Source organism: Priestia sp. TGN 0903 (assembly GCF_050846855.1).
Classification (GTDB): domain Bacteria; phylum Bacillota; class Bacilli; order Bacillales; family Bacillaceae_H; genus Priestia; species Priestia zanthoxyli.
Genome location: NZ_JBOZGL010000005.1, coordinates 186,686 through 212,696, shown reverse-complemented (window position 1 = coordinate 212,696; position 26,011 = coordinate 186,686). Strand labels below are relative to the sequence as shown.

The following is a 26,011-nucleotide window of genomic DNA, read 5'->3' as shown; positions in this document are numbered from 1 at the left end:
AACAGGAGGAATCAGTTTTGCAATCACGTATTTTCCATGTACTAGAGTTTAATAAAGTTAAGGAACAGCTTCAGAAAAAAGTAGCTTCTTCTTTAGGCCGAGAAAAAGTAGCGAATTTGATTCCCTCGACTCAGTATGAAGAAGTAGTCAAATGGCAGGAAGCAACAGATGAAGCTACAACCGTGCTGCGATTGCGTGGCAACGTACCGCTAGGAGGCATCTTTGACGTTCGACCTAGCGTAAAGCGCGCTGAAATTGGAGGAACGCTAAGCTCTAATGAACTTCTTGATGTAGCAAGTACTATTTATGCTGCAAGACAAGTCAAGCAATTTATCGAGCAAGTAGTAGAAGACGAAGATTTACAGCTTCCAATTATAACTGAACATATCGAAAAACTAATGCCCCTTCCTGAGGTAGAACAAACAATTAAAATGAGCATTGATGAGAATGGCACAGTACTAGACGGTGCAAGCGACCAGCTAAGAGGCATTCGTCAAAAACTTCGCTCGACGGAGTCTCGTATTCGCGAAAAGCTAGAAAGTCTTATTCGCTCCTCGTCTGCTCAGAAAATGTTGTCAGATGCGATTGTTACCATTCGAAACGAACGTTTCGTTATTCCTGTTAAGCAAGAATATCGCAGTGCGTATGGAGGCATTGTGCACGATCAGTCTTCATCTGGAGCAACGTTATTTATTGAGCCACAGGCGATTGTGACGTTAAATAATGAGCTTCAAGAAGCAAAAGTAAAAGAAAAACAAGAAATTGAGCGTATTCTTATTGCTCTAACCGTTCAGGTAGCGGAAGTGGCAAATGAACTCCGTCAAAACGTTTATTTGTTAGGTGAGCTGGACTTCATGTTTGCTAAAGGGCGCTATAGCCATGAGCTAAAAGCTTCAAAACCTAAAATGAACGATCGAGGCTATATTAAGTTAGTGAAGGCAAAACATCCTCTTATTGCACAGGAAGATGTCGTTGCAAATGATATTGAGCTAGGTGATCAATATACGTCTATCGTTATTACAGGACCAAATACCGGCGGTAAAACCGTAACGTTAAAAACACTTGGGTTATTCACATTAATGGCTCAAGCAGGTTTGCAGATTCCTGCGCTGGATGGATCGGAAATGGCTGTGTTTAAACACGTATTTGCTGATATTGGAGATGAGCAGTCCATTGAACAAAGTCTGAGTACCTTTTCATCTCATATGGTCAACATTGTAGATATTTTACAAAAAGTAGATCATGAAAGTCTGGTCTTGTTCGATGAATTGGGAGCCGGAACAGATCCCCAAGAAGGTGCAGCGCTTGCGATTTCGATTTTAGATCAAGTATATGAAAGAGGCGCTCGCGTAGTTGCGACTACTCACTATCCTGAATTAAAAGCGTACGGCTATAACCGTGAAGGAGTGGTCAATGCTAGCGTAGAGTTCGATATTGAAACATTGAGCCCTACTTACAAGCTGCTGATTGGTGTACCGGGTCGAAGCAATGCTTTTGAAATTTCAAAACGTTTAGGTTTAAGTGCAGAAGTAATTGAACGTGCCAAAGGCTATATTGGCTCAGAAACAAATAAAGTAGAAAATATGATCGCTTCTCTTGAAGATAGCCGCCGTCAATCTGAACATGAGCTAGAAGAAGCTGAACAGCTAAGAAAAGAGGCTCAGAAGCTTCATAAAGAATTACAGAGTCAGATTATTGAGTTTAATGAAAAACGAGATAAGCTGTACGAAAAAGCTGAAGAAAAAGCTCAAGCCACAGTTCAAGCAGCATCTGAAGAAGCAGAGAAAATCATTAGCGATTTGCGTAAAATGAGTCAAAAAAATCATGCGCTTGTAAAAGAGCATGAATTGATTGAAGCACGTAAGCGTCTAGAAGATGCAGTTCCAACTCTTGAAAAAAGTAAAAAGAAACCGGCTGTGCCGAAAAAACAAGAGCGCACTCTTCAAGCTGGAGATGAAGTGAAAGTCTTAAGCTGGGGACAAAAAGGAACGCTTGTGGAACGAGTAAGTAATAATGAATGGCAAGTGCAAATGGGAATCATGAAAATGAAGGTGAAAGAAAAAGATCTCGAATATATTAGTTCCCCAAAACCTGTAGAAACAAAGCCGCTTGCTACGGTAAAAGGAAAAGATTATCATGTAAATCTAGAACTGGATTTAAGAGGAGAGCGCTATGAAAATGCGCTGATTCGAGTTGAAAAATATATTGATGATGCTTTGTTAGCCAACTATCCGCGCGTTTCGATTATCCACGGTAAAGGAACCGGAGCTCTTCGTAAAGGTGTACAGGAATATTTGAAAAATCATCGTTCTGTTAAAAATATTCGTTTCGGAGAAGCTTCTGAAGGAGGTTCTGGCGTTACGGTTGTGGAATTTAAGTAAAAGAATGCTGAGATAAAGGTGTCAGTGGATGCGCTGAACAAGCATATATGAAGATGGAAAATCCGACATGGCTCATGAACTATGTTGGGTTTTCTATCTCTTTTAAGAACGATGCAAGTAAAGGAAAGAGACCTGTCAGTTCATTACGTGGAGTGTAATATAAATTAGGAGTGATGCAAAAATGAGGGATTTTTGGAAAGACCCGTATATTGAATCCGCCGCTTATTACAGCGTGGTTGTCTTGAGCATTGTCGTCTTTCTTGTTGTGTTTGAGCTCGTTACTAAATATAAGAATTGGGAAGAGATTCAAAAAGGAAATATGGCTGTTGCGATGGCAACAGGTGGGAAAATATTTGGATTAGCTAATATTTTTCGCTATTCAATTGAGCATAACGACAATTTGTTAAGAATGCTTGGATGGGGAATATATGGGTTTGTTCTTTTACTAGTCAGCTATTTTATTTTCGAATTTTTGACGCCGAAATTTCGAATCGATGATGAAATTGAACAAGATAACAGAGCCGTTGGGTTTATTTCACTTGTTATTTCAATCGGTATGTCCTATGTAATAGGAGCAGGGATAGGATAGGAGAGAGTCATGGAGAAGTTAGCGAAAATTTTACTCATTTTATGCGGAGTGTTTATGCTTATTGGTCTTATCTATTTATCTATATAGCTTTTCCTAACATTGTGATGACAGCAAAAAAGCTGGCCTTAAAGCAGGTCAGCTTTTTTAATGATTACTTCCATACTTCTTCAGCAATTGAAATCACGTGCTTTACTTTATCCCACTGCTGTTCTTCAGTTAGTAAATTTCCTTCTTCTGTAGAAGCAAATCCGCACTGGGGACTCAAACAAATTTGATCAAGAGAAACAAATTCTGCCGCTTCAGCAATTCGTTTTTTCACTGCTTCAGGATCTTCTAAATCTCCAAATTTTGATGTGATAAGACCAAGGACAATCTGAAGGTCATTTCGCTTTACATGTCGAAGAGGTTGGAATCCTCCTGAGCGTTCATCATCAAATTCTAAAAATAGTCCATCTACGTTTAACTGACTGAAAATAGCTTTTGACGCATTTTCATATCCGCCGCTTGCTGTATAAGTAGACTGGAAATTCCCTCTGCAAATATGCATTGTAATAACCATATCATCTGGCTTATGCGCAATGGATTCATTGATCGCATCCGTAAAACGTTTCAGTAATTCTTGGGGCGTAAATCCTTTTGACGCGATTTGTTCTTGTCCTTTTTCTGAGAAAAAGACCGCCCACGCAGTATCATCTAACTGTAAATAGCGGCATCCAGCATCATAAAATGCTTGAATGGCTTTTTGGTATGTTTTAACTAAATCAGCAAAAAATACATCCGTATCCGAGTAAGCAGACTCTTCAATATGACCTCTGAAAAACAGCATATTGGGACTTGGAATGGTGAACTTAGCCACGTGTTCTTTTCCAGCCGCTTGATGAAGAAATTTATAATCTTCAATCATAGGGTGGTGATTAAAATCTAGTTTTCCAGTAACTTTTATACCGTGAGCTTTTGTTTGGACCCCGTGAAACTGAATTCCCGACTCTGCTTCGTAAAGTTCTACGCCCACAAGTTCTGATAGAAAATCAAAGTGCCACCACGCACGGCGAAACTCACCGTCTGTTATGGCTTTTAATCCAATTTGTTTTTGCTTTTCTACGAGCTTACTAATTTCTTCATCTTCAATTGCTCGAAGCTGTTTCTTTGTCATTTCCCCGTTTTCTACCTGTAATCGTGCTTGCTTGATACGCTCAGGACGCAAAAAGCTTCCAACGTGATCTGCTTTGAACGGTCCTTTAGTCAATGTTGTTATCAATTCATACAGCTCCTTAAAAAAAATCTAATTTTTATTATATACAAAAAATTCGGATAATGTACAGGGATAAATCCAATTTTTATTTATTACGCTGCAGGATGAAAGAGTGATTAGACAGGAAAGAGAACATTCAATAACGATTGCATCTAAAAAAAGAATGAACTATAATTTTAATTAGAAAATTCTAATTTTTTATTTTTTTGAGGGAGAGGATACGTGTGGAATCCACCGAAAAGATATGGCTTTCTCAATACCCAGAGGAAATATCTGCTACGCTTCATTATGAGCAAAAAAATTTAGCACAGCTTTTTGAAGAAGCAGTTCAAAAAGCCCCTAAAAAAAACGCAATCTATTTTCTAGGGAAAAAAATGACGTTTTCCCAACTGCATCAAGATTCTTTGAAACTGTCATCTTACCTTATTGAACTGGGATTAAAAAAAGGGGATAGAGTAGCCATTATGCTTCCAAATTGCCCTCAAGCTGTCATTTCCTTTTATGCTGTTCTTCTTGCCGGAGGAGTAGTCGTTCAAACAAACCCTTTGTATACGGAAAGGGAGTTAGAGTATCAGCTGAATGATTCAGAAGCGACCATGATTATTGCACTCGATTTGCTATATCCGCGTGTAGTAAAAATGAAAGCGTTAACAAGTGTAAAACACGTAGTCATCACCTCTATTCAAGACTATCTCCCATTTCCCAAAAACATAATCTATCCATTTATTCAGCGCAAACAGCAGAAGATAAGCGTGGATGTGAGTCATACGGAGACTACTCATTTATTTAAACGCATTATAAGTGAATCCTCTCCAGCAGTATGTAATGCTGAGGGAATTTCAGACGAAGATATCGCGATTTTGCAATACACCGGGGGAACAACAGGTTTTCCAAAAGGAGTCATGCTTACTCATAAAAACTTGGTAGCCAATGCAACGATGTGTTCACATTGGTTATACCGCTGCAAGCATGGAGAAGAAAAAGTGCTTGGAATTATCCCGTTTTTTCATGTGTATGGTTTAACAACGGTTCTGGTTCTATCGGTTTTGCAAAACTACGAGATGGTGCTTCTGCCTAAATTTGATGCAAAAACGACGCTCAAAACCATTCATAAGCAGCAGCCTACTTTATTTCCAGGTGCTCCGACAATTTACATCGCATTATTAAACCATCCTGATTTAGCAAAATACGACCTATCTTCTATTGATTCATGTATGAGCGGTTCGGCTCCTCTTCCTGTGGAAGTGCAGGAGCAGTTTGAAAAGCTCACTGGAGGTAAACTAGTGGAAGGATATGGATTGACGGAAACCTCTCCTGTTACTCATGCTAATTTTCTTTGGAAAGAGAGAATACCAGGAAGCATTGGAGTGCCTTGGCCAGACACAGATGCCAAAATTCTCTCGTTTGAAACAGGTAAAGAAGCTGCTGTAAGCGAAGTAGGAGAAATTGCGGTTAAAGGTCCTCAGGTCATGAAAGGATATTGGAAGCAGCCTGAAGAAACGGAGGCTGTTATGCGAGACGGGTGGTTGCTAACAGGTGATGTTGGCTATATGGATGATAAAGGTTATTTTTATGTAGTAGATCGAAAGAAAGATATTATTATTGCCGGGGGATATAATATCTATCCTCGAGAAGTTGAAGAAGTATTATATGAGCATGAAAAAATTCAAGAAGCTGTAGTGGTAGGTGTTCCTGACCCATATAGAGGAGAAACAGTGAAGGCTTACATTGTATTAAAAAATGGTGTAAGATGTACTGAAGAAGAGTTAAATGAGTTTTCTAGAAAGTATTTAGCTGCTTATAAAGTTCCGCGCCTTTATGAATTTCGAAATGAGCTTCCAAAAACAGCGGTCGGGAAGATTCTGCGACGAGCGCTGATTGAAGAAGAAAATGAAAAGCATAAAAAGGCGACGTAATCGATCGTCGCCTTTGATTTTTTTGCTGAAACATAATTGACAGATACTTGCGGTTTCTTTATTATAAAGATATGAATGAATAATCATTCATATTTTAAAGGAGCGTATAAGATTGAGAAGAAATAAGCCAAAGTATAAGCAGATTATCGATGCAGCTGTAGTAGTAATAGCAGAAAACGGATACCACAATGCTCAGGTTTCTAAAATTGCTAAGCAGGCTGGAGTTGCAGACGGTACGATATATTTATATTTTAAAAACAAAGAAGATGTCTTGATTTCCTTATTTCAAGAGAAGATGGGACAGTTTGTAGAAAAAATTTATGAAGAACTGGCGGGAATTGAAACTGCGGCAGAAAAACTTCACGTATTAATTGACAAGCATTTTTCGTTTCTAGCGGAGGATCATCATTTAGCTACAGTGACACAGCTTGAACTGCGTCAATCGAACAAAGATTTAAGATTGAAAATTAACGATGTATTAAAAGATTATCTGACTCTCATTGATTCTATTTTACAGACAGGAATCGAAACGGGTGAGTTTTCTGAAAATATAGATATTCGTCTTGCGCGACAGATGATTTTTGGAACGATTGATGAAACTGTCACAACATGGGTAATGAACGATCATCGATATGGTCTAATAGAATCGGTAGATAAAGTCCATTCCCTGCTGTTAAACGGCTGCAGCGGCTCATAATCGTAAGTGAGCCTGCTGCTCCCTTGCGAGGGGAGAAGCGCAAGGTAATGAAAATAGAAAGAAAGGGTGGGGGAAACAAATGGAGATTATCCAGGTTGAAACTGTTGATGCAATAAGCTTCATTACGTTGAATAGACAACCTGCTAACGCTTTGTCTCAAGATTTATTAAAAGATCTTTCAAGTGTTTTAAAACATTTAGAAGATAGCAAAGAGACAAGGGTTATCGTCATTAAAGGCGAAGGGAAATTCTTTTGTGCTGGAGCTGATATAAAAGAGTTTACATCACTGCAGCAGGAAAAAGATTACGAGAAACTTGCTGTTAACGGCCAAGAGCTCTTTGAGTATATTGAAAATTACCCAAAACCAGTTATTGCAGCTATTCATGGAGCTGCTTTAGGCGGAGGATTAGAGCTTGCTATGAGCTGCCATATCCGTTTGGTAACAGAAAATGCTAAGCTGGGCTTGCCTGAACTTCAGTTAGGAATTATACCAGGGTTTGGAGGAACTCAGCGATTGCCTCGTTATGTAGGGGTTCATAAGGCTTGTGAGATGATGCTGACAAGTGATCCAATATCGGGCAGCGAGGCAGTGGAGTTAGGATTGGCAAACGCAGCTTTTGAAGAAAGTCAGCTTATCAATGAAACATTTTTACTTGCTAGAAAAATTGCCAAAAAAAGCCCAATCTCTGTTAAAGCTACCTTGCAGCTGCTTCAACATGTAAAAACAGATGCTTATTACAGCGGCATCAAAAAAGAAGCACAGTTTTTTGGAAGCGTATTCAAAAGCCGTGATGCTCAAGAAGGCGTAGCCGCTTTTATTGAAAAGCGCCAGCCTAAATTTTTAGGAAAATAAGCTTAGGAGGGGAATTGAATGAATATTTATGTGTTAGTAAAAAGAACGTTCGATACAGAGGAGAAACTTTCACTAAAAAATGGTCAAATTGTTGAAGATGGAGCTGAATTTATTATTAATCCTTACGATGAGTATGCAGTTGAAGAGGCTATTCAGCTAAAGGAAAAGCATGGCGGAGAGATTACGGTCGTGAGTGTAGGAGGGGAAGAATCAGAAAAAGAACTCCGAACAGCTTTGGCTATGGGAGCAGATAAAGCGGTTTTAATCAATACGGAAGATGACATAGAAGATGGCGATCAGTACACGACTTCTAGGCTGCTGGCACAGTACTTAAAAGAGCAATCTCCTGATTTAATCTTAGCAGGAAACGTAGCGATTGACGGAGGTTCAGGCCAGGTGGGACCGCGCGTAGCAGAACAGTTAGAAATCCCTTATATTACAACGATTACAAAGCTGGATATTGAAGGTGAAAAAGTGACGGTTGTACGCGATGTGGAAGGAGATTCGGAAGTTATTGAAACGTCGCTTCCTCTTTTAGTAACAGCTCAGCAGGGACTTAATGAGCCTCGCTATCCATCTCTTCCAGGGATTATGAAAGCGAAGAAGAAACCGTTGGTTGAAGTGGAATTAGACGATTTAGATTTAGATGAAGATGATGTAGAAGCAAAAACAAAGACAATTGAAATTTATTTACCTCCGAAAAAAGACGCGGGGCGCGTATTACAAGGAGATATAAAAGATCAAGTAACAGAGCTGGTCAATTTACTGCATAAGGAAGCAAAAGTCATTTAATAAGTCAAAAGTCAAAACAATGGGGGTATTGTAATGGGACGCAAAGTGTTAGTTCTTGGAGAAGCACGTGATGGGGGATTACGAAACGTATCGTTTGAAGCGATTTCCGCAGCGTCTACTGTAGCTGACGGGGGAGAAATTATTGCAGCGTTAGTAGGAAAGGACGTAAAATCTTTAAGTGAAGAACTTATTGCATACGGAGCAGATAAAGTTGTTGTGACGGAGCATGAAGATTTAGCTGCTTACACATCGGATGGTTACGCTCAGGCATTATTAGCCATCATTGAAAGTGAACAGCCTGAAGCTATCGTATTTGGGCATACGGCTCTTGGCAAAGATCTAGCGCCAAAACTGGCAGCTCGCTTAGATAAAGGACTTATCTCGGATGTGACGGATGTAGAAGTGGGAGGGGATCAAGTAGTCTTCACTCGCCCAATTTATTCTGGTAAAGCATTTGAGAAGAAAATCATGACCGATGCTTTTACGTTTGTCACGATTCGTCCAAATAATATTTCACCGCTTGCAAAAGATGAGGGGCGTACAGGTGATGTAGAGGATTTAAATGTTGAAATCAAAAACCTGCGTACTGTTGTAAAAGAAGTCGTACGCAAAGCAACGCAAGGGGTTGATTTGTCCGAAGCAAAAGTCGTGATTGCAGGTGGTCGAGGTGTAAAAAGTACGGAAGGTTTTGGACCTCTCCAAGAACTAGCGGACGTGTTAAATGGAGCTGTTGGAGCGTCTCGCGGAGCGTGCGATGCAGATTACTGCGACTATTCTCTTCAAATCGGTCAGACGGGCAAAGTAGTCACACCAGATTTATACATTGCCTGCGGAATTTCAGGTGCTATTCAGCATTTGGCAGGTATGTCAAATTCAAAAATTATTGTTGCAATCAATAAAGATCCTGAAGCGAATATTTTTAAAGTAGCTGACTACGGAATCGTTGGAGATTTATTTGAAGTAGTGCCTCTGCTAACGGAAGAATTTAAAAAGCTGAAAGTACAGTCTGCGTAAGATTCTCGGACAAAAGTATTTGAGACGAAGTGAAGAACGAACCGTTGATCAAGATTTTTGATTAGTGGTTCGTTTTTTTGTTAGGGTAAACGCAGGGTAGGTCTTTCTAGCAGGTGATTGGAGGGCAAGGCGAAGACTCCTGCTAGAAAAGCGAAGTCTTGCATGGAAATCAACTGCGGTGTCGCAAGCGGTTCAACCCATGTATACTATTTGTTCGTCTTTGGATTCATTTAGTCAGGTCTCAGCCTCATGGGAAACGAAATTTTCTACGCATATTTTTAGGCAAATTGTACAAACTAGAGCGGAGAATAAACAGTATAAATGTAAGCAAAAAGTTAGCAAACCTTATTTGAAGGTGATATACTGTGAGTAGAATTTGGATATTGCATATATTTAGGAGGAATTAAAATGGCTATTGCACATGCTACAGATAAAAACTTTACAGATGAAATTAAATCAGGCCTAGTGCTTGTTGACTTTTGGGCACCATGGTGTGGCCCTTGTAAAATGATTGCTCCAGTTCTTGAAGAAATTGATGGCGAACTTAACGATAAAGTTAAAATCGTAAAAGTAGACGTTGATGAAAATCAAGAAACAGCTGGAAAATTTGGTGTTATGAGTATCCCAACTTTAGTATTATTCAAAGATGGAGAGAAAGTTGATCAAGTAGTTGGTTTCCAACCAAAAGAAGCATTAACAGAATTAATTAATAAACACGCGTAAGTCAAAACCTAGCTCAGGCTAGGTTTTTTTCTTTTTCTCCACTTTTTCTCTTTTGGGAATACTTTTATTTAGCGAATATGCGTTCGTTTGTTTTATACTAGATGTAAGGAACACCGCCATAAATCCAGCTTATGTACATGTATTAAGACAGGAAAGAATGTAGGTTACGCTTCATAAGCGATTGTATAGATGGACAGAGTAAGAGAAGAGGAAGGAGAAAAGTATGAACGATTATTTAAAAGAAAAGCTGGCTATTTTACCGGATCAGCCCGGCTGTTACTTGATGAAAGATAAATATGGAACGGTCATTTACGTAGGAAAAGCAAAAGTATTAAAAAATCGAGTACGTTCCTACTTTACCGGATCTCATGACGGAAAGACGCTTCGACTTGTAAACGACATTGTCGACTTTGAATATATCGTCACATCTTCTAATTTAGAAGCGCTTATTTTAGAAATGAATTTAATTAAAAAGCATGACCCAAAATACAATATTATGCTTAAAGATGATAAGGGCTATCCGTTTATTAAGATTACAGCTGAAAAACAGCCCCGACTTGTTATTACAAGAAAAATAAAAAAAGATAAAGGGAAATACTTCGGTCCTTATCCTAATGTTCAAGCAGCAAATGAAACAAAGCGGCTTCTTGATCGCATTTATCCGTTAAGAAAGTGCTCCACTATGCCAGATAGGCCTTGTTTGTATTACCATATCGGGCAATGTCTAGCTCCTTGCGTAAAAGAGGTAAAAGAAGAGCAAAACAAACAAATTATTGAAAATATCACGCGGTTTTTAAATGGTGGATATGAGCATGTCAAAACAGAGTTAACTGAAAAAATGTTAAAAGCTTCAGAAGAACTTGACTTTGAACGGGCTAAAGAATACCGAGATCAAATTGCTCATATCGAAGCGACAATGGAAAAGCAAAAAGTAACGTTTAATGATTTTGTTAATCGAGATGTGTTTGGCTATTCTTACGATAAAGGCTGGATGTGTGTTCAAGTTTTCTTTATTCGCCAAGGGAAATTAATTGAGCGAGAAGTTTCTATGTTTCCTTTTTATAAAGAGCCAGAAGAAGATTTCTTAACTTTTATCGGTCAGTTTTATGCCAAAAATATTAAGCCAAAAGAAGTGATGGTTCCAGCAACGATTGATGCAGAGTTAGCTGAGAAGTTAGTAGAAGTAGAGGTTCAGCATCCAAAGCGAGGCAAAAAGAAAGAATTAGTAGAACTTGCGTGTAAAAATGCAAAAATTGCGCTCGGTGAAAAATTCTATTTAATTGAACGAGATGAAGAGCGTACAGTTGGCGCAGTTGAACGGTTAGGAGAAGAGCTTGGAATTGCCGCTCCTTATCGGATTGAAGCATTTGATAACTCAAATATTCAAGGAACAGACCCAGTTTCTGCGATGATTGTTTTTGTTGATGGGAAACCGGAAAAGAAAGAATATCGCAAATATAAAATTAAGACCGTAAAGGGACCAGATGATTACAGTTCCATGAGGGAAGTCGTTCGCAGACGGTATTCCAGAGCGTTAAAAGAAGGCCTTCCGCTTCCGGATTTAATTGTTGTAGATGGAGGCAAAGGGCATTTAGCTGCAGTCCAGGACGTTCTCGAAAATGAATTGGGACTTTTAGTGCCTACAGCAGGTCTTGTTAAAGATGATAAACACAGAACCTCCAACCTGATGATTGGTGAGCCTCCTCAAATCATACCGCTTGAACGCAATAGTCAAGAATTTTATTTGCTTCAGCGAATTCAAGATGAAGTTCACCGCTTTGCAATCACCTTCCACCGTCAAGTGCGCTCTAAGTCCGCTTTTCAGTCAGTTCTAGACGACATTCCGGGAGTGGGAGAAAAGCGTAAGAAAGCTTTGTTAAAGCATTTTGGTTCGGTGAAAAAATTGAAAGAAGCAACGGTTGAAGATATACGAAATTCAGGTGTTCCTCAAAACATTGCTGAAAAAATTTATGAAACATTACAAAAATAGTCTTGAAATAATAGAAAATATTTGATAAGCTATTAACTAATTTCATACGACACTTCATCAAATGAAGTGAAGATAGAGGTGCAAATTTAATCAGTACGCATCAGGAAGGGTATGAGCCCTTATGAACGATGCGGAAAGGGAAATTTGCCGAAGTGAACATTACCTCATAGTAATGATTGCTGGTTCTGCGTTGAATAAACGTAGGATTGTCAAGATGTAGATTCTTGGAGAGCTATCTCACGGCAGTGGACGGTTATGTTTTATAATTTTCGTTCGTTAAGCAATGAGAGCTCATCTCATTGCTTTTTTTATTGTCTGAGTAAAAAAATTTAGCTTCTCATCATCCTGCATATGCAAATTTATTGAAAAGGAATGAACAAAATTATGGCATTAATCGTTCAAAAATTTGGTGGAACATCTGTTGGTTCTGTTGAACGTATTCAACATGTAGCAAACCGTGTTATTCAAGAAGCAGAGCGCGGTAACCAAGTAGTAGTTGTTGTATCGGCAATGGGCAAAACCACAGATGCACTGGTGAAATTAGCAAGTGATATTACGGACAGTCCAAGTAAACGCGAAATGGATATGCTTCTTACAACTGGAGAACAAGTAACGATTTCCCTGTTAACAATGGCTCTTCAATGCAAAGGTCATGAAGCCACTTCGCTAACAGGTTGGCAAGCTGGTATCCAGACGGAAGCAGTTCACAGCAATGCACGAATCCAGCACATTGACACGACTCGTATTCAAAGCCAATTAGATAGAGGTCGAATCGTAGTAGTAGCTGGATTCCAAGGCTGTTCAGAAGATGGAAGCATTACAACATTAGGTCGAGGCGGCTCTGACACGACGGCAGTAGCTCTTGCCGCGGCACTAAAAGCTGCAAAATGTGATATTTATACAGACGTAACAGGAGTGTTTACGACGGATCCGCGCTACGTAGAAGAGGCTCGTAAACTTCATTCTATTTCATATGACGAAATGTTAGAATTAGCTAATTTAGGAGCAGGGGTGCTGCATCCGCGCGCTGTTGAGTTTGCAAAAAATTATCAGGTACCGCTAGAAGTGCGTTCAAGCTTAGAAAACGAGAATGGAACGATTGTTGAGGAGGAAGTTTCAATGGAACAAAACTTAGTCGTAAGAGGAATTGCGTTTGAAGATAATATTTCACGGGTGACAATTGAAGGGTTAAACAACGAGTTACAAACTCTTTCTACTATTTTTACAGCATTAGCAAAAGAACAGTTAAATGTGGATATTATTATTCAAAACGTAACGGCTAATAATCGCCTCTCTATCTCATTTTCTATTAAAACTGTAGATGTAGAAGCTGCTCTTGCCGTCTTAAAAGAGTATAAATCTACCTTGGGGTATACGCGTATTGAACATGAAAGCAGTCTGGCTAAAGTATCGATTGTGGGATCTGGCATGATATCTAATCCAGGTGTTGCAGCCGAAATGTTTGAAGTGCTGGCAGGAGAGAAAATTGAAGTGAAGATGGTCAGCACGTCTGAAATTAAAGTATCTACAGTTGTACCGCATGCTGATATGGTAAAAGCTGTTGAGACGCTTCACGTAGCATTTGAATTAGAAGAGCAGCAGGCAGTGCAAGTATAAAGAAAAGAAAAAAGACGTGGTATCTCCACGTCTTTTATATATACGTATTTCTTACTTTTTATAACGCTCCGCACGGGTTTCGGTAGGTAAGATATCTTTTCGGTCCCACTGCACGGAAATCAGCACTTTTCCGTTCTTTTCTTTAGGTGTTAAGTAGGCTTCTGTTAGGCAGTTGTTTTGACGCTGAATCTGTTCAGCCACAAACCCTGACTCAAGATGAAATGAACAAGTTTCCTGCTGAAATCTTTTGCTGACCATATCACCTGATAACTCAAGCTCTAGTGAATATTTATCTTTTTTGGCAAGCGTCAGTGTTCCCCAGGAAGCTGCTTTAAAAAATGCGACGATTTCATCCATTGTATTTAATGGATATTTACGCGCAAGGTGTTTTCCTGCCCAGTATGAGATGGTATTCGTTTCGTCTCCAAGAAGCTCTGGAATTAACACGTCACGCAAAAGGCTGTATCCGAAATATGGAACGTGATCAAGAGCTCTCTCTGTTTCAGCTGCGGCATTAGGTTCTAATGTTTCCATCGTCTCTTCAAGTTCTTGCTGTGATTCTGTTTGTAAATTGCTCATGCTTTCCCCTCTTTCTTTACTACTATTATATACAAATCTAAAAAACCTCTCACGCATTTTTTTAATAAAATGTAAGAGGATCTTTATTATGGTAAAAAGAGTTAGATGTAAAGATAAAAAATCCATAAAATTACTTTTAAAAGGGTACTTTTACCTGTGTAAATGTTTTGTGAACTTGTTTACAATAAAAGTATAAAGTAAACGCTTACTTAACTGTGGCAAGCGATATTATAATAGAAAGAAAAAATCTTTAACATCAATGCAGTAAGCGTTAACAAATATAAAATTTTATAAATTTATATTTTATAGAAGATTTAAACATCTTGCCTTGACGCTCTTAATCGATGGGAGTAAAATTAACCTGTCACATACTTTATTAGGAAATGCAAAGGTTTTCATTTCCTGTATTCACGATTAATCTATTTGTCTAGTGGGAGTAAGAAAGTTCTTCACAAACTATGTTCATTTAACTAAGGGGGGTCTACGCAGATGGCGGCAAACAGAGAGTTTCAATATCGGAGAATCCATTCACTACTTGGAGTAATACCAATCGGGATTTTCTTAACACAGCATTTAGTTGTGAATCATTTCGCGACAAAGGGAGAAGAATCATTTAATCAAGCAGCTCACTTCATGGAGAGCTTACCTTTCCGCTATGCTCTAGAAATTTTCATTATTTTCTTACCAATCGTTTTTCACGCAATATACGGTCTTTACATCGCATTCACTGCTAAAACAAACGTTAACAACTATGGATTTTTCCGTAACTGGATGTTTATCCTTCAGCGTGTTTCAGGTGTAATCACACTTATCTTCATCACATGGCACGTATGGGAAACCAGAATACAAGCTGCGCTTGGAAAAGAAGTAGATTTTCAAATGATGGAACGAATTTTAAGCAACCCAGCAATGTTTGCATTCTACATAGTTGGTGTTGTATCTACGATCTTCCACTTTGCAAACGGTCTATGGTCATTTGGAGTTAGCTGGGGGTTAACTGTAACACCACGTTCTCAAAGAATTTCAACTTATGTGACATTAGCAATCTTCTTAGCACTTACATTCGTAGGTGTTCGTACATTATTCGCATTTGCATAAAATTAAGGTTTTGAAGGAGTGGGGTTCCGATGAGTAACGGAAAAATCATCGTAGTCGGTGGCGGTTTAGCTGGCTTGATGGCAACAATAAAAATTGCTGAGTCTGGCAAGCAAGTAGATTTATTTTCACTAGTTCCGGTAAAAAGATCTCACTCAGTTTGCGCGCAAGGTGGAATCAACGGAGCCGTAAATACGAAAGGTGAAGGAGATTCACCATGGGAACACTTTGATGACACAGTGTATGGCGGAGACTTTTTAGCCAACCAGCCACCTGTAAAAGCAATGTGTGAAGCAGCTCCTGGTATTATTCACTTACTTGACCGTATGGGTGTTATGTTTAACCGTACTCCTGAGGGTTTGTTAGACTTCAGACGATTTGGCGGAACGCAGCATCACCGTACGGCTTTTGCTGGAGCAACAACGGGTCAACAGTTATTGTACGCATTAGATGAGCAGGTTCGTCGCTATGAAGTTGCCGGACTTGTGACAAAGTACGAAGGATGGGAATTCTTAGGTGCTGTTCTTGATGATGAGCGCAGCTGTCGCGGAATTTCTGCACAGAATTTAAAATCAATGGAAATTAAAACGTTCCCAGCTGATGCGGTTATTATGGCTACAGGTGGACCTGGTATTGTCTTTGGAAAATCGACGAACTCAGTTATTAATACAGGTTCAGCGGCATCTATCGTGTATCAGCAAGGTGCATACTATTCAAACGGAGAGTTTATTCAAATTCATCCAACTGCTATCCCGGGAGATGATAAGCTTCGTCTTATGAGTGAATCTGCTCGTGGAGAAGGCGGACGCGTTTGGACATATAAAGACGGTAAACCTTGGTATTTCTTAGAGGAAAAATATCCGGCATACGGTAACTTAGTACCTCGTGATATTGCAACTCGTGAAATTTTTGACGTCTGCGTAGCGCAGAAGTTAGGAATTAACGGAGAGAACATGGTTTATCTGGACCTTTCACATAAAGATCCAAAAGAGCTAGACATTAAACTTGGAGGTATCATCGAAATCTATGAAAAATTCATGGGCGATGATCCGCGCAAAGTACCAATGAAGATTTTCCCAGCCGTACACTATTCAATGGGCGGTTTATGGGTGGATTACGATCAAATGACAAATATCCCTGGCTTGTTCGCAGCTGGTGAGTGTGATTATTCGCAGCACGGAGCGAACCGTTTAGGAGCAAACTCATTATTGTCAGCTATTTATGGCGGTATGGTTGCTGGTCCTAAAGCCGTTGAATACATCAATGGTTTAGAAAAGAGCGCAGATGCTATTTCTTCAAGCGTATATGATCGTCATGTGAAAGAAGAAGAAGAGAAATGGAACAATATCATGAATCTTCAAGGTACAGAAAATGCATACGTTCTTCATAAAGAGCTAGGGGAATGGATGACTGACAACGTGACAGTCGTACGATACAATGACAAACTGTTAAAAACAGATGAAAAGATTCAAGAATTAATTGAACGCTATGATCGTATTAACATTAATGACACGGCTAAATGGAGTAATCAAGCCGCAACATTTACTCGTCAGCTTCAAAACATGCTCCAACTTTCACGTGTTGTAACGCTTGGAGCTTACAACCGTAACGAAAGTCGCGGTGCTCATTATAAGCCGGATTTCCCAGATCGTAACGATGAAGAATTCTTAAAAACAACAATGGCATCTTTCGTTGATAAGAAAACGGCTCCTTCTTTCCATTATGAAGAGGTAGACGTATCGTTAATCAAACCGCGTAAGCGCGACTACACAAAGAAAAAAGATGAAAAACCAAAAAAACAACAAGAGGGGGTTCGTTAATCAATGAGTGAACAACAAACAGTCCAAAAGACAGTGCGCTTCATTATTACACGTCAAGATTCAGCTGAATCTGCTCCTTACAATCAGGAGTTTGAAATTCCGTATCGTCCGAATATGAACGTTATTTCAGCACTGATGGAAATCAGACGTAACCCTGTTGATGCTTCAGGTAAAGAGGTTGCTCCGATAAACTGGGAAATGAACTGTTTAGAGGAAGTATGCGGAGCCTGTTCAATGGTTATCAACGGTAAACCTCGTCAGTCATGTACAGCTCTTGTTGATAAACTAGAACAGCCGATTCGCTTGCAGCCAATGAAAACATTCCCTGTTGTTCGTGACTTGCAGGTAGACCGCAGCCGTATGTTTGATTCACTGAAAAAAGTAAAAGCCTGGGTTCCGATCGATGGCACATACGATTTAGGACCAGGACCGCGTATGCCTGAAAAGAAACGTCAGTGGGCGTATGAGTTATCCAAGTGTATGACATGCGGCGTTTGCTTAGAAGCTTGTCCAAACGTAAACGACAAGTCAAACTTCATCGGTCCAGCACCGCTTTCTCAAGTTCGCTTGTTTAATGCCCATCCAACCGGTGCGTTAAATAAAGGAGAACGTTTAGAGACGATTATGGGTGATGGAGGGCTAGCGAACTGCGGGAACTCTCAAAACTGCGTTCAATCATGTCCAAAAGGAATTCCATTGACTACTTCAATCGCAGCTTTGAACCGCGACACAACAATTCAAGCATTCAGAAGTTTCTTTGGTAGCGATCAAGTATAACCACTCAAAACCTCTCCACGTGGAGAGGTTTTATTTTGTCTATGACGAACGGAGGAAACACAGATGAATAATATTTCGTATATTGAAGACATGGATCACTGGAAAGAGTCATTTTCGTTTAAGCAGAAAATCAAGGTAAGATTTTCGGAAACAGATATGTTTGGGCACTTAAATAATACGGTTCCTTTTGTTTATTTTGAACAAATACGTACGGAATTCTTTCACCATATTGGCTTTATGCAAAAGTGGACGAGTGAGTATGAGGGAACGATACCGGTGGTGGCTGATTTGCAGTGCGACTATGTCAAACAAGTGTATTTTGGTAACGTGCTAGCTGTTTTTGTAAAGGCCCATAAAATCGGACGTTCTTCGGTTGATTTACACTATATGATTCAAAATGAGCAAGGAGAGGTTATACTCACGGGGAGAGGAACAATGGTGCAAATTTCTAAAGAAACAGGAAAAAGCGTGCCTTGGAATGAAGAGATGAAAAGGTGTTTATCGACTATATAAAAATGGCTTGAAGGCTCTTTCTTCAGGCTTTTTTTCTTTTTCAAAGGTAAAAAAGAGTTTTTTGCATATTTTTTCTAAAACTAGTAACCGCGTAGGCATACCGCACATAAGATATGTTGACTAAATTTACACCCATCCGATAGTTCAACTCAGGATCAGGCAAGGAGGGTTACATTGAAAGAAAAAGAGTTTCAACCTAAACCGCTACTTACAAAGCGTGAACGAGAAGTATTCGAGCTTTTAGTACAGGACAAAACAACAAAAGAAATCGCGAGTGAACTATTCATTAGCGAAAAAACAGTTCGAAATCATATTTCTAATGCGATGCAAAAGCTTGGAGTCAAGGGGCGTTCTCAAGCAGTCGTAGAACTCCTTCGAATGGGAGAACTTGAACTATAACATGAGCTGGCTTTCTTTTTAGAAAGCCAGCTTTTTGTATATTTTTTTAAGTATCGCATATGTATCTAAAAAGAATATCATTAAGAAAATATTATAAAAAAGGTAAATCTTTATAAAAGAAACTTATTGCTTGAAATTGAATTTCAGAGTACGTATACTTTTAAGTAAGGAGATACTACTTCAAAAGAAAGAGAGGTGAGATGATGAAAAATGTATGGTTAGGGGTATTATTATGCATGATATTGTGCTTGCCTTTTGCGAGTTTGCCAGATAAATTTATTGATAATGACTTTGAAAAAGTAAAGGTCACAAAAAGTTCGGTACAGCATTACACGGATATCGTGCACATGTCTCCAGGAGCTAAGCACAGCGTCAAACAAATAGGATCTCTAATACAAAGTGTGATAGTAACTTTTGCTTTAGTATGGGTGAGTACCAAGCTCATCATTCCGACGCATCAAATTGCGTATTTTTTCCTCAAGAAAACACTTTTTTATCCAAAAATCTTTCAATCAAGTTACCTCAATTAAATAAAAAAGGTTGAAATTTCAGCAGCCTTTTCTTCAAACCTAAAATTACCTACTATTCTTAGGCTTATTTGTCATGGGGATTTTCTATACAAATAATGCAATGAAAATTTAATATTCTTCTTAAAAACTTTATAGGAGTGATCATTCAATGATGATTAAAGAAACGGAATTACCAGGAATCGGCCGTAAATTTGAAATTGAGACAAGCGGAGGAAACCGTGTGGTCGTTATTATTCATGATGATGGACGACGTGAAATCTACCACTTCGATCACAAAGATTTAGAAGAAAGCATTTTTGACATTACGTTAACAGATACGGAATCAAGACAGCTAGCTGCAATTTTAGGCGGCATGATTTACAAGCCAAAAGCAATGGAAACCATTGAAGTGGCATTCAATGACTTAGTGATTGAATGGTACAAAGTTGAAAAACAGGCGAAAGCTCACAGTAAAACAATTGGCGAAATTGACGTTCGCAGCAACTATGATGTCACAATCATCGCTGTCATTAAAAACACGCAAAAAAAATTATCCACCCCAGGACCAGATACGTTAATTGAAGAAGGAGATACGCTTGTCATCTCTGGTGAAAGAGGAAATTTAAAAACGCTCATTAAAGAATTGCTTTCACAAGGAGGTAGTTCATAATTGGATCATTTAGTATTTGAAGTTGGGACAGCTTTGTTACTAGTCGCTTTAGCGGCTATACTAGCACATAAATTTAAATTTACGATTATTCCATTCCTCATTCTGCTGGGCATGGCGGTTGGTCCCCATGCTCCTGAGTTTGGCTCATTCAGTTTAAAGTTTATTGAAAGCCAAGAGATTATTGAATTTATGGGGAGAATTGGAGTTCTCTTTTTACTCTTTTATTTAGGGTTAGAATTTTCAGTTGGAAAGTTAATTAAATCAGGTAAGTCCATCGCGGTGGGAGGATCTATTTATATTTTAATTAACTTTACCTTAGGATTATTGTATGGATACCTGACAGGAAATCCTCTTCTTGAAGTGCTGATTATCGCTGGAATTATTACGATTTCGTCCAGCGCAATTGTCGCAAAAGTATTGGTTGATTTAAAACGAACGGCAAATCCAGAAACGGAATTGATATTAGGGATCATCATGTTTGAAGATATTTTCTTAGCGGTTTATCTTTCTGTCGTTTCAGGGTTGGTGCTTGGAGACCACGGATCGCTTGCTGGATCTTTAACATCTATTTTAATTGCGTTTGGCTATATGATGCTGTTCTTTATCATTGCTCGAAAAGCTACGCCTCTACTAAATAAACTTTTAAATATTTCATCGAATGAAATCTTTATAATCGTCGTTTTTGCGGTATTGTTTTTTGTGGCAGGCTTCTCAGAAACAATTCACGTGGCAGAAGCAATTGGAGCCTTATTACTTGGACTTGTATTTTCTGAAACAGAACATCGCGATCGGATTGAACATCTTGTCGTACCGTTTCGTGATTTCTTTGGAGCCATCTTTTTCTTCAGCTTCGGATTAAGTATTGATCCTCTCACGCTCTGGGATGCAGGCTGGCTTGCCCTTGGAGCAGTTGCGCTTACGATTATTGGTAACTTTACAGCCGGTATGATTTCAGGAAGAAAAAGCGGGCTGTCACACAAGGCTTCTACCAATATTGGATTAACAATCATGTCACGAGGTGAGTTTTCAATCATTATGGCTAACATCGGAATTGAAGGAGGATTATCGGCCATCCTTCAGCCATTCGCTGCGCTTTATGTATTGATTTTAGCTATTATTGGTCCTTTGTTAACGAAGGAGTCTAAGCATATATACGGATTTTTAAACTCAATATTTAAATGGAAAAAACCAAATCCTCAAGAATCTAATGGATAAAATATATAAAACACAGTTGACAAATCGGATTAATATGATAAAATTCAAAATAATCCAATAACAAATCAGTTAACTATAGCAACGGGCTGATCGGTCAACCGAAAGCTCCTACCTTTTTTAGGTAGGAGCTTTTATGTTTTTAGGTGAAATAGCTTTTGATTTAAAAATTCAAGGAGGAGGAATTGCTGTGAGTGTCGTGATTCAATCGGTTAACCGCTCATTTCAAAAAGGAGAACAAGTAACTCAAGCATTGCGAAATGTAAATCTTACGATTAATAAAGGTGAATTTATTACCATTATTGGTCCGAGCGGATGCGGAAAAAGTACGCTGCTTAAAATGATCGCTGGACTTGATATAGATTATGAAGGGCGCATTGAAATCAACGGGAAGCACATAGCCGGACCTAGCATTAAACAAGGAATGATCTTTCAAGAACACCGCTTGTTCCCGTGGCTTAATGTGGAGCAAAATATAGCGGCTGACTTATCGCTGAAAGATTCGAACGTTCGGCGCCGCGTAGATGAGCTAATTGATATTGTCAGGCTGAAAGGATTTGAAAAAGCTTATCCTCGAGAACTATCTGGGGGGATGTCTCAACGAGTTGCGATTGCGCGTGCTCTTTTAAGAAATCCAGAGGTTTTATTGTTAGATGAACCGTTTGGTGCGTTGGATGCTTTTACTCGCACTCATCTGCAAGATGTGCTGTTAGACATATGGAAAAAAGAAAAAACAACCATGATTTTTGTTACCCACGATTTAGATGAATCCATTTACTTAGGAACTAAAATTGTGATTATGAGTGCCAGACCAGGAGAAATTAGTCGGGTTGTTCCAGTAGAAATTAGTCATCCGCGAAAAAAGACAGAACTACCTTTTCAGCAGCTAAGGCAGCAAGTGCTGAAAGAATTTGAAGAAGCAGGAGAACATTAAAGATTCAATCAGACAGAGAAGGAGACAGAACAGATGAAAAAGCTACTTTTAACTGCAGCTATTGTACTTGTTCTCGCATTGGCTGGGTGCGGGACGAAAGAAAAAGCGAGCGGCGAAGATTCGAAAAACGTTACGATCAATATTGGCATTCAACAAAGCCTAGGACCTTTAATGCTGGCACAAAACCAAAAATGGTTTGAAAAAGAATTTGAAAAAATAGGTGTAAACGTTAAATGGACAGAGTTTCAAAGCGGTCCTCCGCAATTTGAAGGGTTAGCATCTGGACACTTGGATTTCGGCCAAGTTGGAAACTCACCGGTTATTTCTGGTCAAGGGGCAGATATTCCATTTTTAGAAATTGCTAATTCGAGCGACGGATTAAAAGGAAATGCTATTTTAGTAGGAAAAAACAGCAAGATTAAAAGCGTAAAAGATTTAAAAGGTAAAAAGATTGCGGTTGCGAAAGGCAGCAGCGGTTTTAACTTATTGTACAGAGCTCTTGATCAAAATGGGTTGAAGCCAAGTGACGTAAAGATTATTCAGCTTCAGCCAGACGAAGCTCAGCCAGCATTTGAAAATGGGTCAGTGGATGCATGGTCAATTTGGGAACCGTTTATCTCCCTGCAAAACTTAAAAAATGAAGCTCGTATTTTAGCAGACGGCGATTCGTTAAAGGTTGCTTCACCAGGCTTTACTATTGTAAGAGAAGGCTTTGCAAAAGATCATCCAGAGTTAGTCGTTAAGTTTTTACAAGTTTATCAAAAAGCACTTGAATGGCAAAACGAACATTTTGAAGAATCTGTGGATATTCTAGCAAAACAAAAAAATCTAGATAAAGATGTAGTAAGACAAGTGTTAAAAAATAATCCTGCCTATAATCGCCCAACCTCTAAAGAAATTATTGCAGAACAACAGCGAACAGCTGATTTTCAACAATCTTTAGGCGTTATTAAAAAGAAAATTGATACAGGAGATGTCGTTGATAATTCATTTATTGAAAAAGCATTAAAAGAAAAATGAGGTGATGAAAATGAGTAAAACATCCGTGGTTTCAGGACATGTCCAGTCTTCAGCAGCTCACTTGCAACAAGTGAAAAAAAGAAAGGAAGAAGCGAAAAATAAGCAGGGAATTTTCCTTCGTTCTCTCGTCGTGCCAATTTTGCTTATCGTCGTGTGGCAAATCATTGGTTCTGCGGGCTATGTATATGTATCTAAAACCGTTCTTCCTACACCTGTTGATATTGTACTTTCTTTCAAACAGCTCATCGTATCGGGAGAACTCGGAGCTAATCTTCAAATCAGTATTTTACGTGCTGCCATAGGTTTTGCCGTTGGAGCTGGTCTAGGTTTACTATTTGGTGTTATTGTCGGTTTCTCAAAGAAAACGGAGCACTATATGGATCCATCCATTCAAATGCTTAGAACTGTTCCTCACCTTGCCTTGGCTCCTTTATTTATCTTATGGTTTGGCTTTGGGGAAATTTCAAAGATATTGCTAATTGCAAACGGTGCGTTTTTTCCAATCTATGTTAATACGTATTTAGGCATTCGCGGCGTTGATTCGAAATTATTTGATGTTGCGCGTGTTCTGCAATTTAGTAAATGGAAACAAATCACGAAACTCATTTTACCAGCCGCTCTTCCTAATATTTTACTTGGTGTCCGATTGTCTTTAGGTATTGCATGGCTCGGACTGGTAGTAGCTGAATTAATGGGAGCAAGTGAAGGTGTAGGATATATGATTATGGATGCTAGGCAGTTTTCTCAAACAGATGTAGTTTTTGTCGGAATTATCATTTTTGCTGTTGTAGGCAAATTAACTGATTCATTTGTCCGAGTATTAGAAAAGCGTCTTCTTAAATGGAGAGACAGCTACGCAGGTGAAAAATAAAAGAAGGATTTATATACTTATTAATCCTTGTAAATCTATAAGTTTTATAAGTTAAAAGGAGAGATGATAATGAGTCAGTTTACAATTATTACGGGAAGCCCTTCAAAACAATCAAGGTCAGCTGCTTTAAGTGAGTATATTGCAGCATATCTGCAAAATGAAAAACATGAAGTAAAAACCGTGCATGTCCGCGATCTACCAGCTGAAGACTTACTATATGCTAACTTTTCTAGCCCTGCGATTCAAGAAGCTCAAAAGAAAGTGGCAGATGCTGATGCCGTTATTATTGTCAGCCCAATCTATAAAGCTAGCTACACAGGAATCTTAAAAACATTTTTAGATTTAATACCTGAAAAAGGTTTGCACAATAAAACCGTGCTGCCGATAGCTACAGGGGGAACCATTGCTCATCTACTGGCTCTTGATTATGTATTTAAGCCGACATTATCCGTTTTAGGAGCTACTGCTCTTATTCATGGAGTTTATATTGTTGATTCTGAGGTGGCCTATACGAAAGAAAATGAAATTGAGTTTATTGCGGAAGAAGCAGAAGCGAGAATTAAACGTTCATTAAAAGAGCTTGAATATCATCTAGAACAAACGAAAAGGAGTGTTGAATCATGAAAATGTTATGGTTTATTCCTTCCCATGGAGATGGAAGATATCTAGGGACAAATCGAGGAGGTCGTTCAGCAGACTATTCATATTTTCGGCAAGTTGCTCAAGCAGCTGACCGGTTAGGATTTGAAGGAGTTCTGATTCCAACGGGGAAATCATGCGAAGACCCGTGGCTATTGGCTGCTTCACTTATACCTGAAACAGAGCGTTTGAAATTTTTAGTAGCTGTACGTCCGGGCATTATGGCTCCTTCCGTGGCAGCGCGCATGACTTCGACTCTTGATCGAATTTCAAACGGTCGTTTACTAGTTAACGTAGTAGCAGGAGGAGATCCAGCAGAATTAGCCGGAGACGGCCTTTTCTTATCACATGATGAACGTTATGAAGCTGCGGATGAATTTTTAGATGTGTGGAAAGGGTTATTGGCTGGAGATACGGTTAATTATGAAGGAAAACATATTCATGTAGAGAACAGTGAGCTGTTGTATCCACCTGTTCAAAAACCTTCTCCACCTATTTATTTTGGCGGATCTTCACCCGCAGGACAAAAAGTTGCAGCAAAACATTCTGACGTGTATTTAACGTGGGGAGAGCCTCCTGAACAAGTAAGAGAAAAAATAACGGCTGTGAGAAAGCAAGCAGAAGCAGAAGGCAGAACCGTTAAGTTTGGGATTCGTTTGCATATTATTGTACGGGAAACGGAAGAAGAAGCTTGGGAAGCAGCCGATCGATTAATTCAGCATTTGGACGACGACACAATTCAAGCTGCACAGCGTACTTTTGCAAGGTATGACTCAGTTGGGCAGCAGCGAATGGCGAGCCTTCATAGAGGAACCCGAGAGGAACTTACGATTAGCCCTAACTTATGGGCAGGTGTGGGGCTCGTCCGGGGAGGTGCAGGAACTGCCCTGGTAGGCAGTGCTGAAAATATAGCGAAACGAATAAAAGAATATGAAGCTTTAGGAATTGAATCTTTTATTTTATCAGGCTATCCGCATTTAGAAGAAGCTTATCACGTAGGAGAGTTATTGTTCCCGCTTTTAAATATTGATGAGGGTGAAGGAAAGAGTGAAAGCATCGGTGAGATTATTGCAAACGATAGGTTTCCAAAAGCTTCAACCTCGTAAAAGAAGAACCGGTGAATTTTTCACCGGTTCTTCTTTTACATTC

The 26,011-nt window shown here is 39.1% G+C and carries 25 protein-coding genes and 1 riboswitch; of the genes, 23 read left to right on the top strand and 2 right to left on the bottom strand.

The window, feature by feature from the left end:
- The first annotated feature begins 17 nt into the window (after positions 1–17).
- Together ACRPLY_RS18565 and ACRPLY_RS18560 are read left to right on the top strand one after the other, a co-directional pair.
- Positions 18–2,381, top strand: a complete 2,364-nt coding sequence (locus ACRPLY_RS18565) for an endonuclease MutS2 (protein WP_028411762.1) — start codon at positions 18–20, stop codon at positions 2,379–2,381.
- Positions 2,382–2,562: 181 nt separating this feature from the next.
- Positions 2,563–2,970 (top strand): DUF350 domain-containing protein, encoded by a 408-nt coding sequence (locus ACRPLY_RS18560; RefSeq protein WP_013059411.1) that lies wholly within the window; start codon positions 2,563–2,565, stop codon positions 2,968–2,970.
- A gap of 151 nt (positions 2,971–3,121) precedes the next feature.
- Here ACRPLY_RS18560 and ACRPLY_RS18555 read toward each other — a convergent pair whose 3' ends face one another.
- A complete protein-coding gene (locus ACRPLY_RS18555) occupies positions 3,122–4,228 on the bottom strand; it encodes a 5-methyltetrahydropteroyltriglutamate--homocysteine S-methyltransferase (RefSeq protein WP_165635118.1) in 1,107 nt (368 codons plus the stop codon).
- Between the two features lie 218 nt (positions 4,229–4,446).
- Between ACRPLY_RS18555 and ACRPLY_RS18550 the strand changes: the two genes are divergently transcribed.
- From ACRPLY_RS18550 to ACRPLY_RS18515, 8 genes are all read left to right on the top strand, one after another.
- Positions 4,447–6,138, top strand: coding sequence for an AMP-binding protein (locus ACRPLY_RS18550; RefSeq protein WP_165635119.1), 1,692 nt, complete (start codon positions 4,447–4,449; stop codon positions 6,136–6,138).
- A 112-nt stretch (positions 6,139–6,250) separates the two neighbouring features.
- Positions 6,251–6,835, top strand: coding sequence for a TetR/AcrR family transcriptional regulator (locus ACRPLY_RS18545; protein ID WP_013059408.1), 585 nt, complete (start codon positions 6,251–6,253; stop codon positions 6,833–6,835).
- A gap of 79 nt (positions 6,836–6,914) precedes the next feature.
- On the top strand, positions 6,915–7,688 hold the full coding sequence (locus ACRPLY_RS18540) for an enoyl-CoA hydratase (protein ID WP_028411759.1): 774 nt from the start codon (positions 6,915–6,917) through the stop codon (positions 7,686–7,688).
- Between the two features lie 18 nt (positions 7,689–7,706).
- Positions 7,707–8,480 (top strand): electron transfer flavoprotein subunit beta/FixA family protein, encoded by a 774-nt coding sequence (locus ACRPLY_RS18535; RefSeq protein ID WP_016765685.1) that lies wholly within the window; start codon positions 7,707–7,709, stop codon positions 8,478–8,480.
- Positions 8,481–8,513: 33 nt separating this feature from the next.
- Entirely contained in the window at positions 8,514–9,494 is a 981-nt protein-coding gene (locus ACRPLY_RS18530) for an electron transfer flavoprotein subunit alpha/FixB family protein (protein ID WP_033579632.1), read from the top strand.
- A gap of 408 nt (positions 9,495–9,902) precedes the next feature.
- Entirely contained in the window at positions 9,903–10,217 is a 315-nt protein-coding gene (gene trxA, locus ACRPLY_RS18525; RefSeq protein ID WP_013059404.1) for a thioredoxin, read from the top strand.
- A 223-nt stretch (positions 10,218–10,440) separates the two neighbouring features.
- Positions 10,441–12,207 carry an excinuclease ABC subunit UvrC gene (uvrC, locus tag ACRPLY_RS18520; protein ID WP_014458075.1) on the top strand — a complete coding sequence of 589 codons (1,767 nt, stop codon included), beginning with the start codon at positions 10,441–10,443 and terminating at the stop codon, positions 12,205–12,207.
- 65 nt (positions 12,208–12,272) lie between these two features.
- Positions 12,273–12,450, top strand: a riboswitch (Lysine riboswitch).
- 141 nt (positions 12,451–12,591) lie between these two features.
- The gene (locus ACRPLY_RS18515; protein ID WP_033579633.1) at positions 12,592–13,824 is read left to right on the top strand and encodes an aspartate kinase; all 1,233 of its coding nucleotides are present in this window, start codon (positions 12,592–12,594) and stop codon (positions 13,822–13,824) included.
- Positions 13,825–13,875: 51 nt separating this feature from the next.
- On the opposite strand, the gene ACRPLY_RS18510 is transcribed toward ACRPLY_RS18515, so the two are convergent.
- A complete protein-coding gene (locus ACRPLY_RS18510) occupies positions 13,876–14,403 on the bottom strand; it encodes a YslB family protein (RefSeq protein WP_432232085.1) in 528 nt (175 codons plus the stop codon).
- A gap of 489 nt (positions 14,404–14,892) precedes the next feature.
- Between ACRPLY_RS18510 and ACRPLY_RS18505 the strand changes: the two genes are divergently transcribed.
- The 13 genes from ACRPLY_RS18505 to ssuD all read left to right on the top strand — a co-directional run bounded on the left by ACRPLY_RS18505 (position 14,893) and on the right by ssuD (position 25,968).
- Entirely contained in the window at positions 14,893–15,501 is a 609-nt protein-coding gene (locus ACRPLY_RS18505) for a succinate dehydrogenase cytochrome b558 subunit (RefSeq protein ID WP_028411754.1), read from the top strand.
- Between the two features lie 29 nt (positions 15,502–15,530).
- Positions 15,531–17,318 (top strand): succinate dehydrogenase flavoprotein subunit, encoded by a 1,788-nt coding sequence (gene sdhA, locus ACRPLY_RS18500; protein WP_013059399.1) that lies wholly within the window; start codon positions 15,531–15,533, stop codon positions 17,316–17,318.
- Positions 17,319–17,321: 3 nt separating this feature from the next.
- Complete coding sequence (gene sdhB / locus ACRPLY_RS18495) at positions 17,322–18,095, top strand: succinate dehydrogenase iron-sulfur subunit (protein ID WP_013059398.1); 774 nt, start codon at positions 17,322–17,324, stop codon at positions 18,093–18,095.
- A 63-nt stretch (positions 18,096–18,158) separates the two neighbouring features.
- Positions 18,159–18,608, top strand: coding sequence for an acyl-CoA thioesterase (locus tag ACRPLY_RS18490; RefSeq protein ID WP_432232084.1), 450 nt, complete (start codon positions 18,159–18,161; stop codon positions 18,606–18,608).
- Between the two features lie 174 nt (positions 18,609–18,782).
- Positions 18,783–19,007, top strand: a complete 225-nt coding sequence (gene gerE / locus ACRPLY_RS18485) for a spore germination transcription factor GerE (RefSeq protein ID WP_013059396.1) — start codon at positions 18,783–18,785, stop codon at positions 19,005–19,007.
- A gap of 203 nt (positions 19,008–19,210) precedes the next feature.
- Positions 19,211–19,537, top strand: a complete 327-nt coding sequence (locus ACRPLY_RS18480; RefSeq protein ID WP_430046823.1) for a hypothetical protein — start codon at positions 19,211–19,213, stop codon at positions 19,535–19,537.
- Positions 19,538–19,685: 148 nt separating this feature from the next.
- Positions 19,686–20,186 carry a cation:proton antiporter regulatory subunit gene (locus ACRPLY_RS18475; RefSeq protein ID WP_432232083.1) on the top strand — a complete coding sequence of 167 codons (501 nt, stop codon included), beginning with the start codon at positions 19,686–19,688 and terminating at the stop codon, positions 20,184–20,186.
- On the top strand, positions 20,187–21,401 hold the full coding sequence (locus tag ACRPLY_RS18470) for a cation:proton antiporter (RefSeq protein WP_028411751.1): 1,215 nt from the start codon (positions 20,187–20,189) through the stop codon (positions 21,399–21,401).
- Positions 21,402–21,534: 133 nt separating this feature from the next.
- Positions 21,535–22,332 (top strand): ABC transporter ATP-binding protein, encoded by a 798-nt coding sequence (locus ACRPLY_RS18465; protein ID WP_080754460.1) that lies wholly within the window; start codon positions 21,535–21,537, stop codon positions 22,330–22,332.
- A gap of 33 nt (positions 22,333–22,365) precedes the next feature.
- Positions 22,366–23,352 (top strand): aliphatic sulfonate ABC transporter substrate-binding protein, encoded by a 987-nt coding sequence (locus ACRPLY_RS18460; protein WP_432232082.1) that lies wholly within the window; start codon positions 22,366–22,368, stop codon positions 23,350–23,352.
- Between the two features lie 10 nt (positions 23,353–23,362).
- Positions 23,363–24,223: an ABC transporter permease gene (locus ACRPLY_RS18455; RefSeq protein ID WP_432232081.1), complete on the top strand. Its 861-nt coding sequence runs from the start codon at positions 23,363–23,365 to the stop codon at positions 24,221–24,223.
- Positions 24,224–24,292: 69 nt separating this feature from the next.
- Positions 24,293–24,847: an NADPH-dependent FMN reductase gene (gene ssuE / locus ACRPLY_RS18450; protein WP_028411747.1), complete on the top strand. Its 555-nt coding sequence runs from the start codon at positions 24,293–24,295 to the stop codon at positions 24,845–24,847.
- Positions 24,844–25,968, top strand: coding sequence for an FMNH2-dependent alkanesulfonate monooxygenase (gene ssuD / locus ACRPLY_RS18445; protein WP_033579638.1), 1,125 nt, complete (start codon positions 24,844–24,846; stop codon positions 25,966–25,968). The genes ssuE and ssuD overlap by 4 nt, the downstream gene beginning before the upstream one ends.
- Positions 25,969–26,011: the final 43 nt, after the last annotated feature.

What these genes read in the sequence shown, in the direction of transcription:
- ACRPLY_RS18560 (WP_013059411.1), top strand. Translation starts at nt 2,563, where the DNA reads ATGAGGGATTTTTGGAAAGACCCGTATATTGAATCCGCCGCTTATTAC.
- ACRPLY_RS18540 (WP_028411759.1), top strand. Translation starts at nt 6,915, where the DNA reads ATGGAGATTATCCAGGTTGAAACTGTTGATGCAATAAGCTTCATTACG.
- ACRPLY_RS18535 (WP_016765685.1), top strand. Translation starts at nt 7,707, where the DNA reads ATGAATATTTATGTGTTAGTAAAAAGAACGTTCGATACAGAGGAGAAA.
- ACRPLY_RS18530 (WP_033579632.1), top strand. Translation starts at nt 8,514, where the DNA reads ATGGGACGCAAAGTGTTAGTTCTTGGAGAAGCACGTGATGGGGGATTA.
- trxA (WP_013059404.1), top strand. Translation starts at nt 9,903, where the DNA reads ATGGCTATTGCACATGCTACAGATAAAAACTTTACAGATGAAATTAAA.
- uvrC (WP_014458075.1), top strand. Translation starts at nt 10,441, where the DNA reads ATGAACGATTATTTAAAAGAAAAGCTGGCTATTTTACCGGATCAGCCC.
- ACRPLY_RS18515 (WP_033579633.1), top strand. Translation starts at nt 12,592, where the DNA reads ATGGCATTAATCGTTCAAAAATTTGGTGGAACATCTGTTGGTTCTGTT.
- ACRPLY_RS18510 (WP_432232085.1), bottom strand. Translation starts at nt 14,403, where the DNA reads ATGAGCAATTTACAAACAGAATCACAGCAAGAACTTGAAGAGACGATG.
- ACRPLY_RS18505 (WP_028411754.1), top strand. Translation starts at nt 14,893, where the DNA reads ATGGCGGCAAACAGAGAGTTTCAATATCGGAGAATCCATTCACTACTT.
- sdhA (WP_013059399.1), top strand. Translation starts at nt 15,531, where the DNA reads ATGAGTAACGGAAAAATCATCGTAGTCGGTGGCGGTTTAGCTGGCTTG.
- sdhB (WP_013059398.1), top strand. Translation starts at nt 17,322, where the DNA reads ATGAGTGAACAACAAACAGTCCAAAAGACAGTGCGCTTCATTATTACA.
- ACRPLY_RS18490 (WP_432232084.1), top strand. Translation starts at nt 18,159, where the DNA reads ATGAATAATATTTCGTATATTGAAGACATGGATCACTGGAAAGAGTCA.
- ACRPLY_RS18480 (WP_430046823.1), top strand. Translation starts at nt 19,211, where the DNA reads ATGAAAAATGTATGGTTAGGGGTATTATTATGCATGATATTGTGCTTG.
- ACRPLY_RS18475 (WP_432232083.1), top strand. Translation starts at nt 19,686, where the DNA reads ATGATGATTAAAGAAACGGAATTACCAGGAATCGGCCGTAAATTTGAA.
- ACRPLY_RS18465 (WP_080754460.1), top strand. Translation starts at nt 21,535, where the DNA reads ATGTTTTTAGGTGAAATAGCTTTTGATTTAAAAATTCAAGGAGGAGGA.
- ACRPLY_RS18460 (WP_432232082.1), top strand. Translation starts at nt 22,366, where the DNA reads ATGAAAAAGCTACTTTTAACTGCAGCTATTGTACTTGTTCTCGCATTG.
- ACRPLY_RS18455 (WP_432232081.1), top strand. Translation starts at nt 23,363, where the DNA reads ATGAGTAAAACATCCGTGGTTTCAGGACATGTCCAGTCTTCAGCAGCT.
- ssuE (WP_028411747.1), top strand. Translation starts at nt 24,293, where the DNA reads ATGAGTCAGTTTACAATTATTACGGGAAGCCCTTCAAAACAATCAAGG.
- ssuD (WP_033579638.1), top strand. Translation starts at nt 24,844, where the DNA reads ATGAAAATGTTATGGTTTATTCCTTCCCATGGAGATGGAAGATATCTA.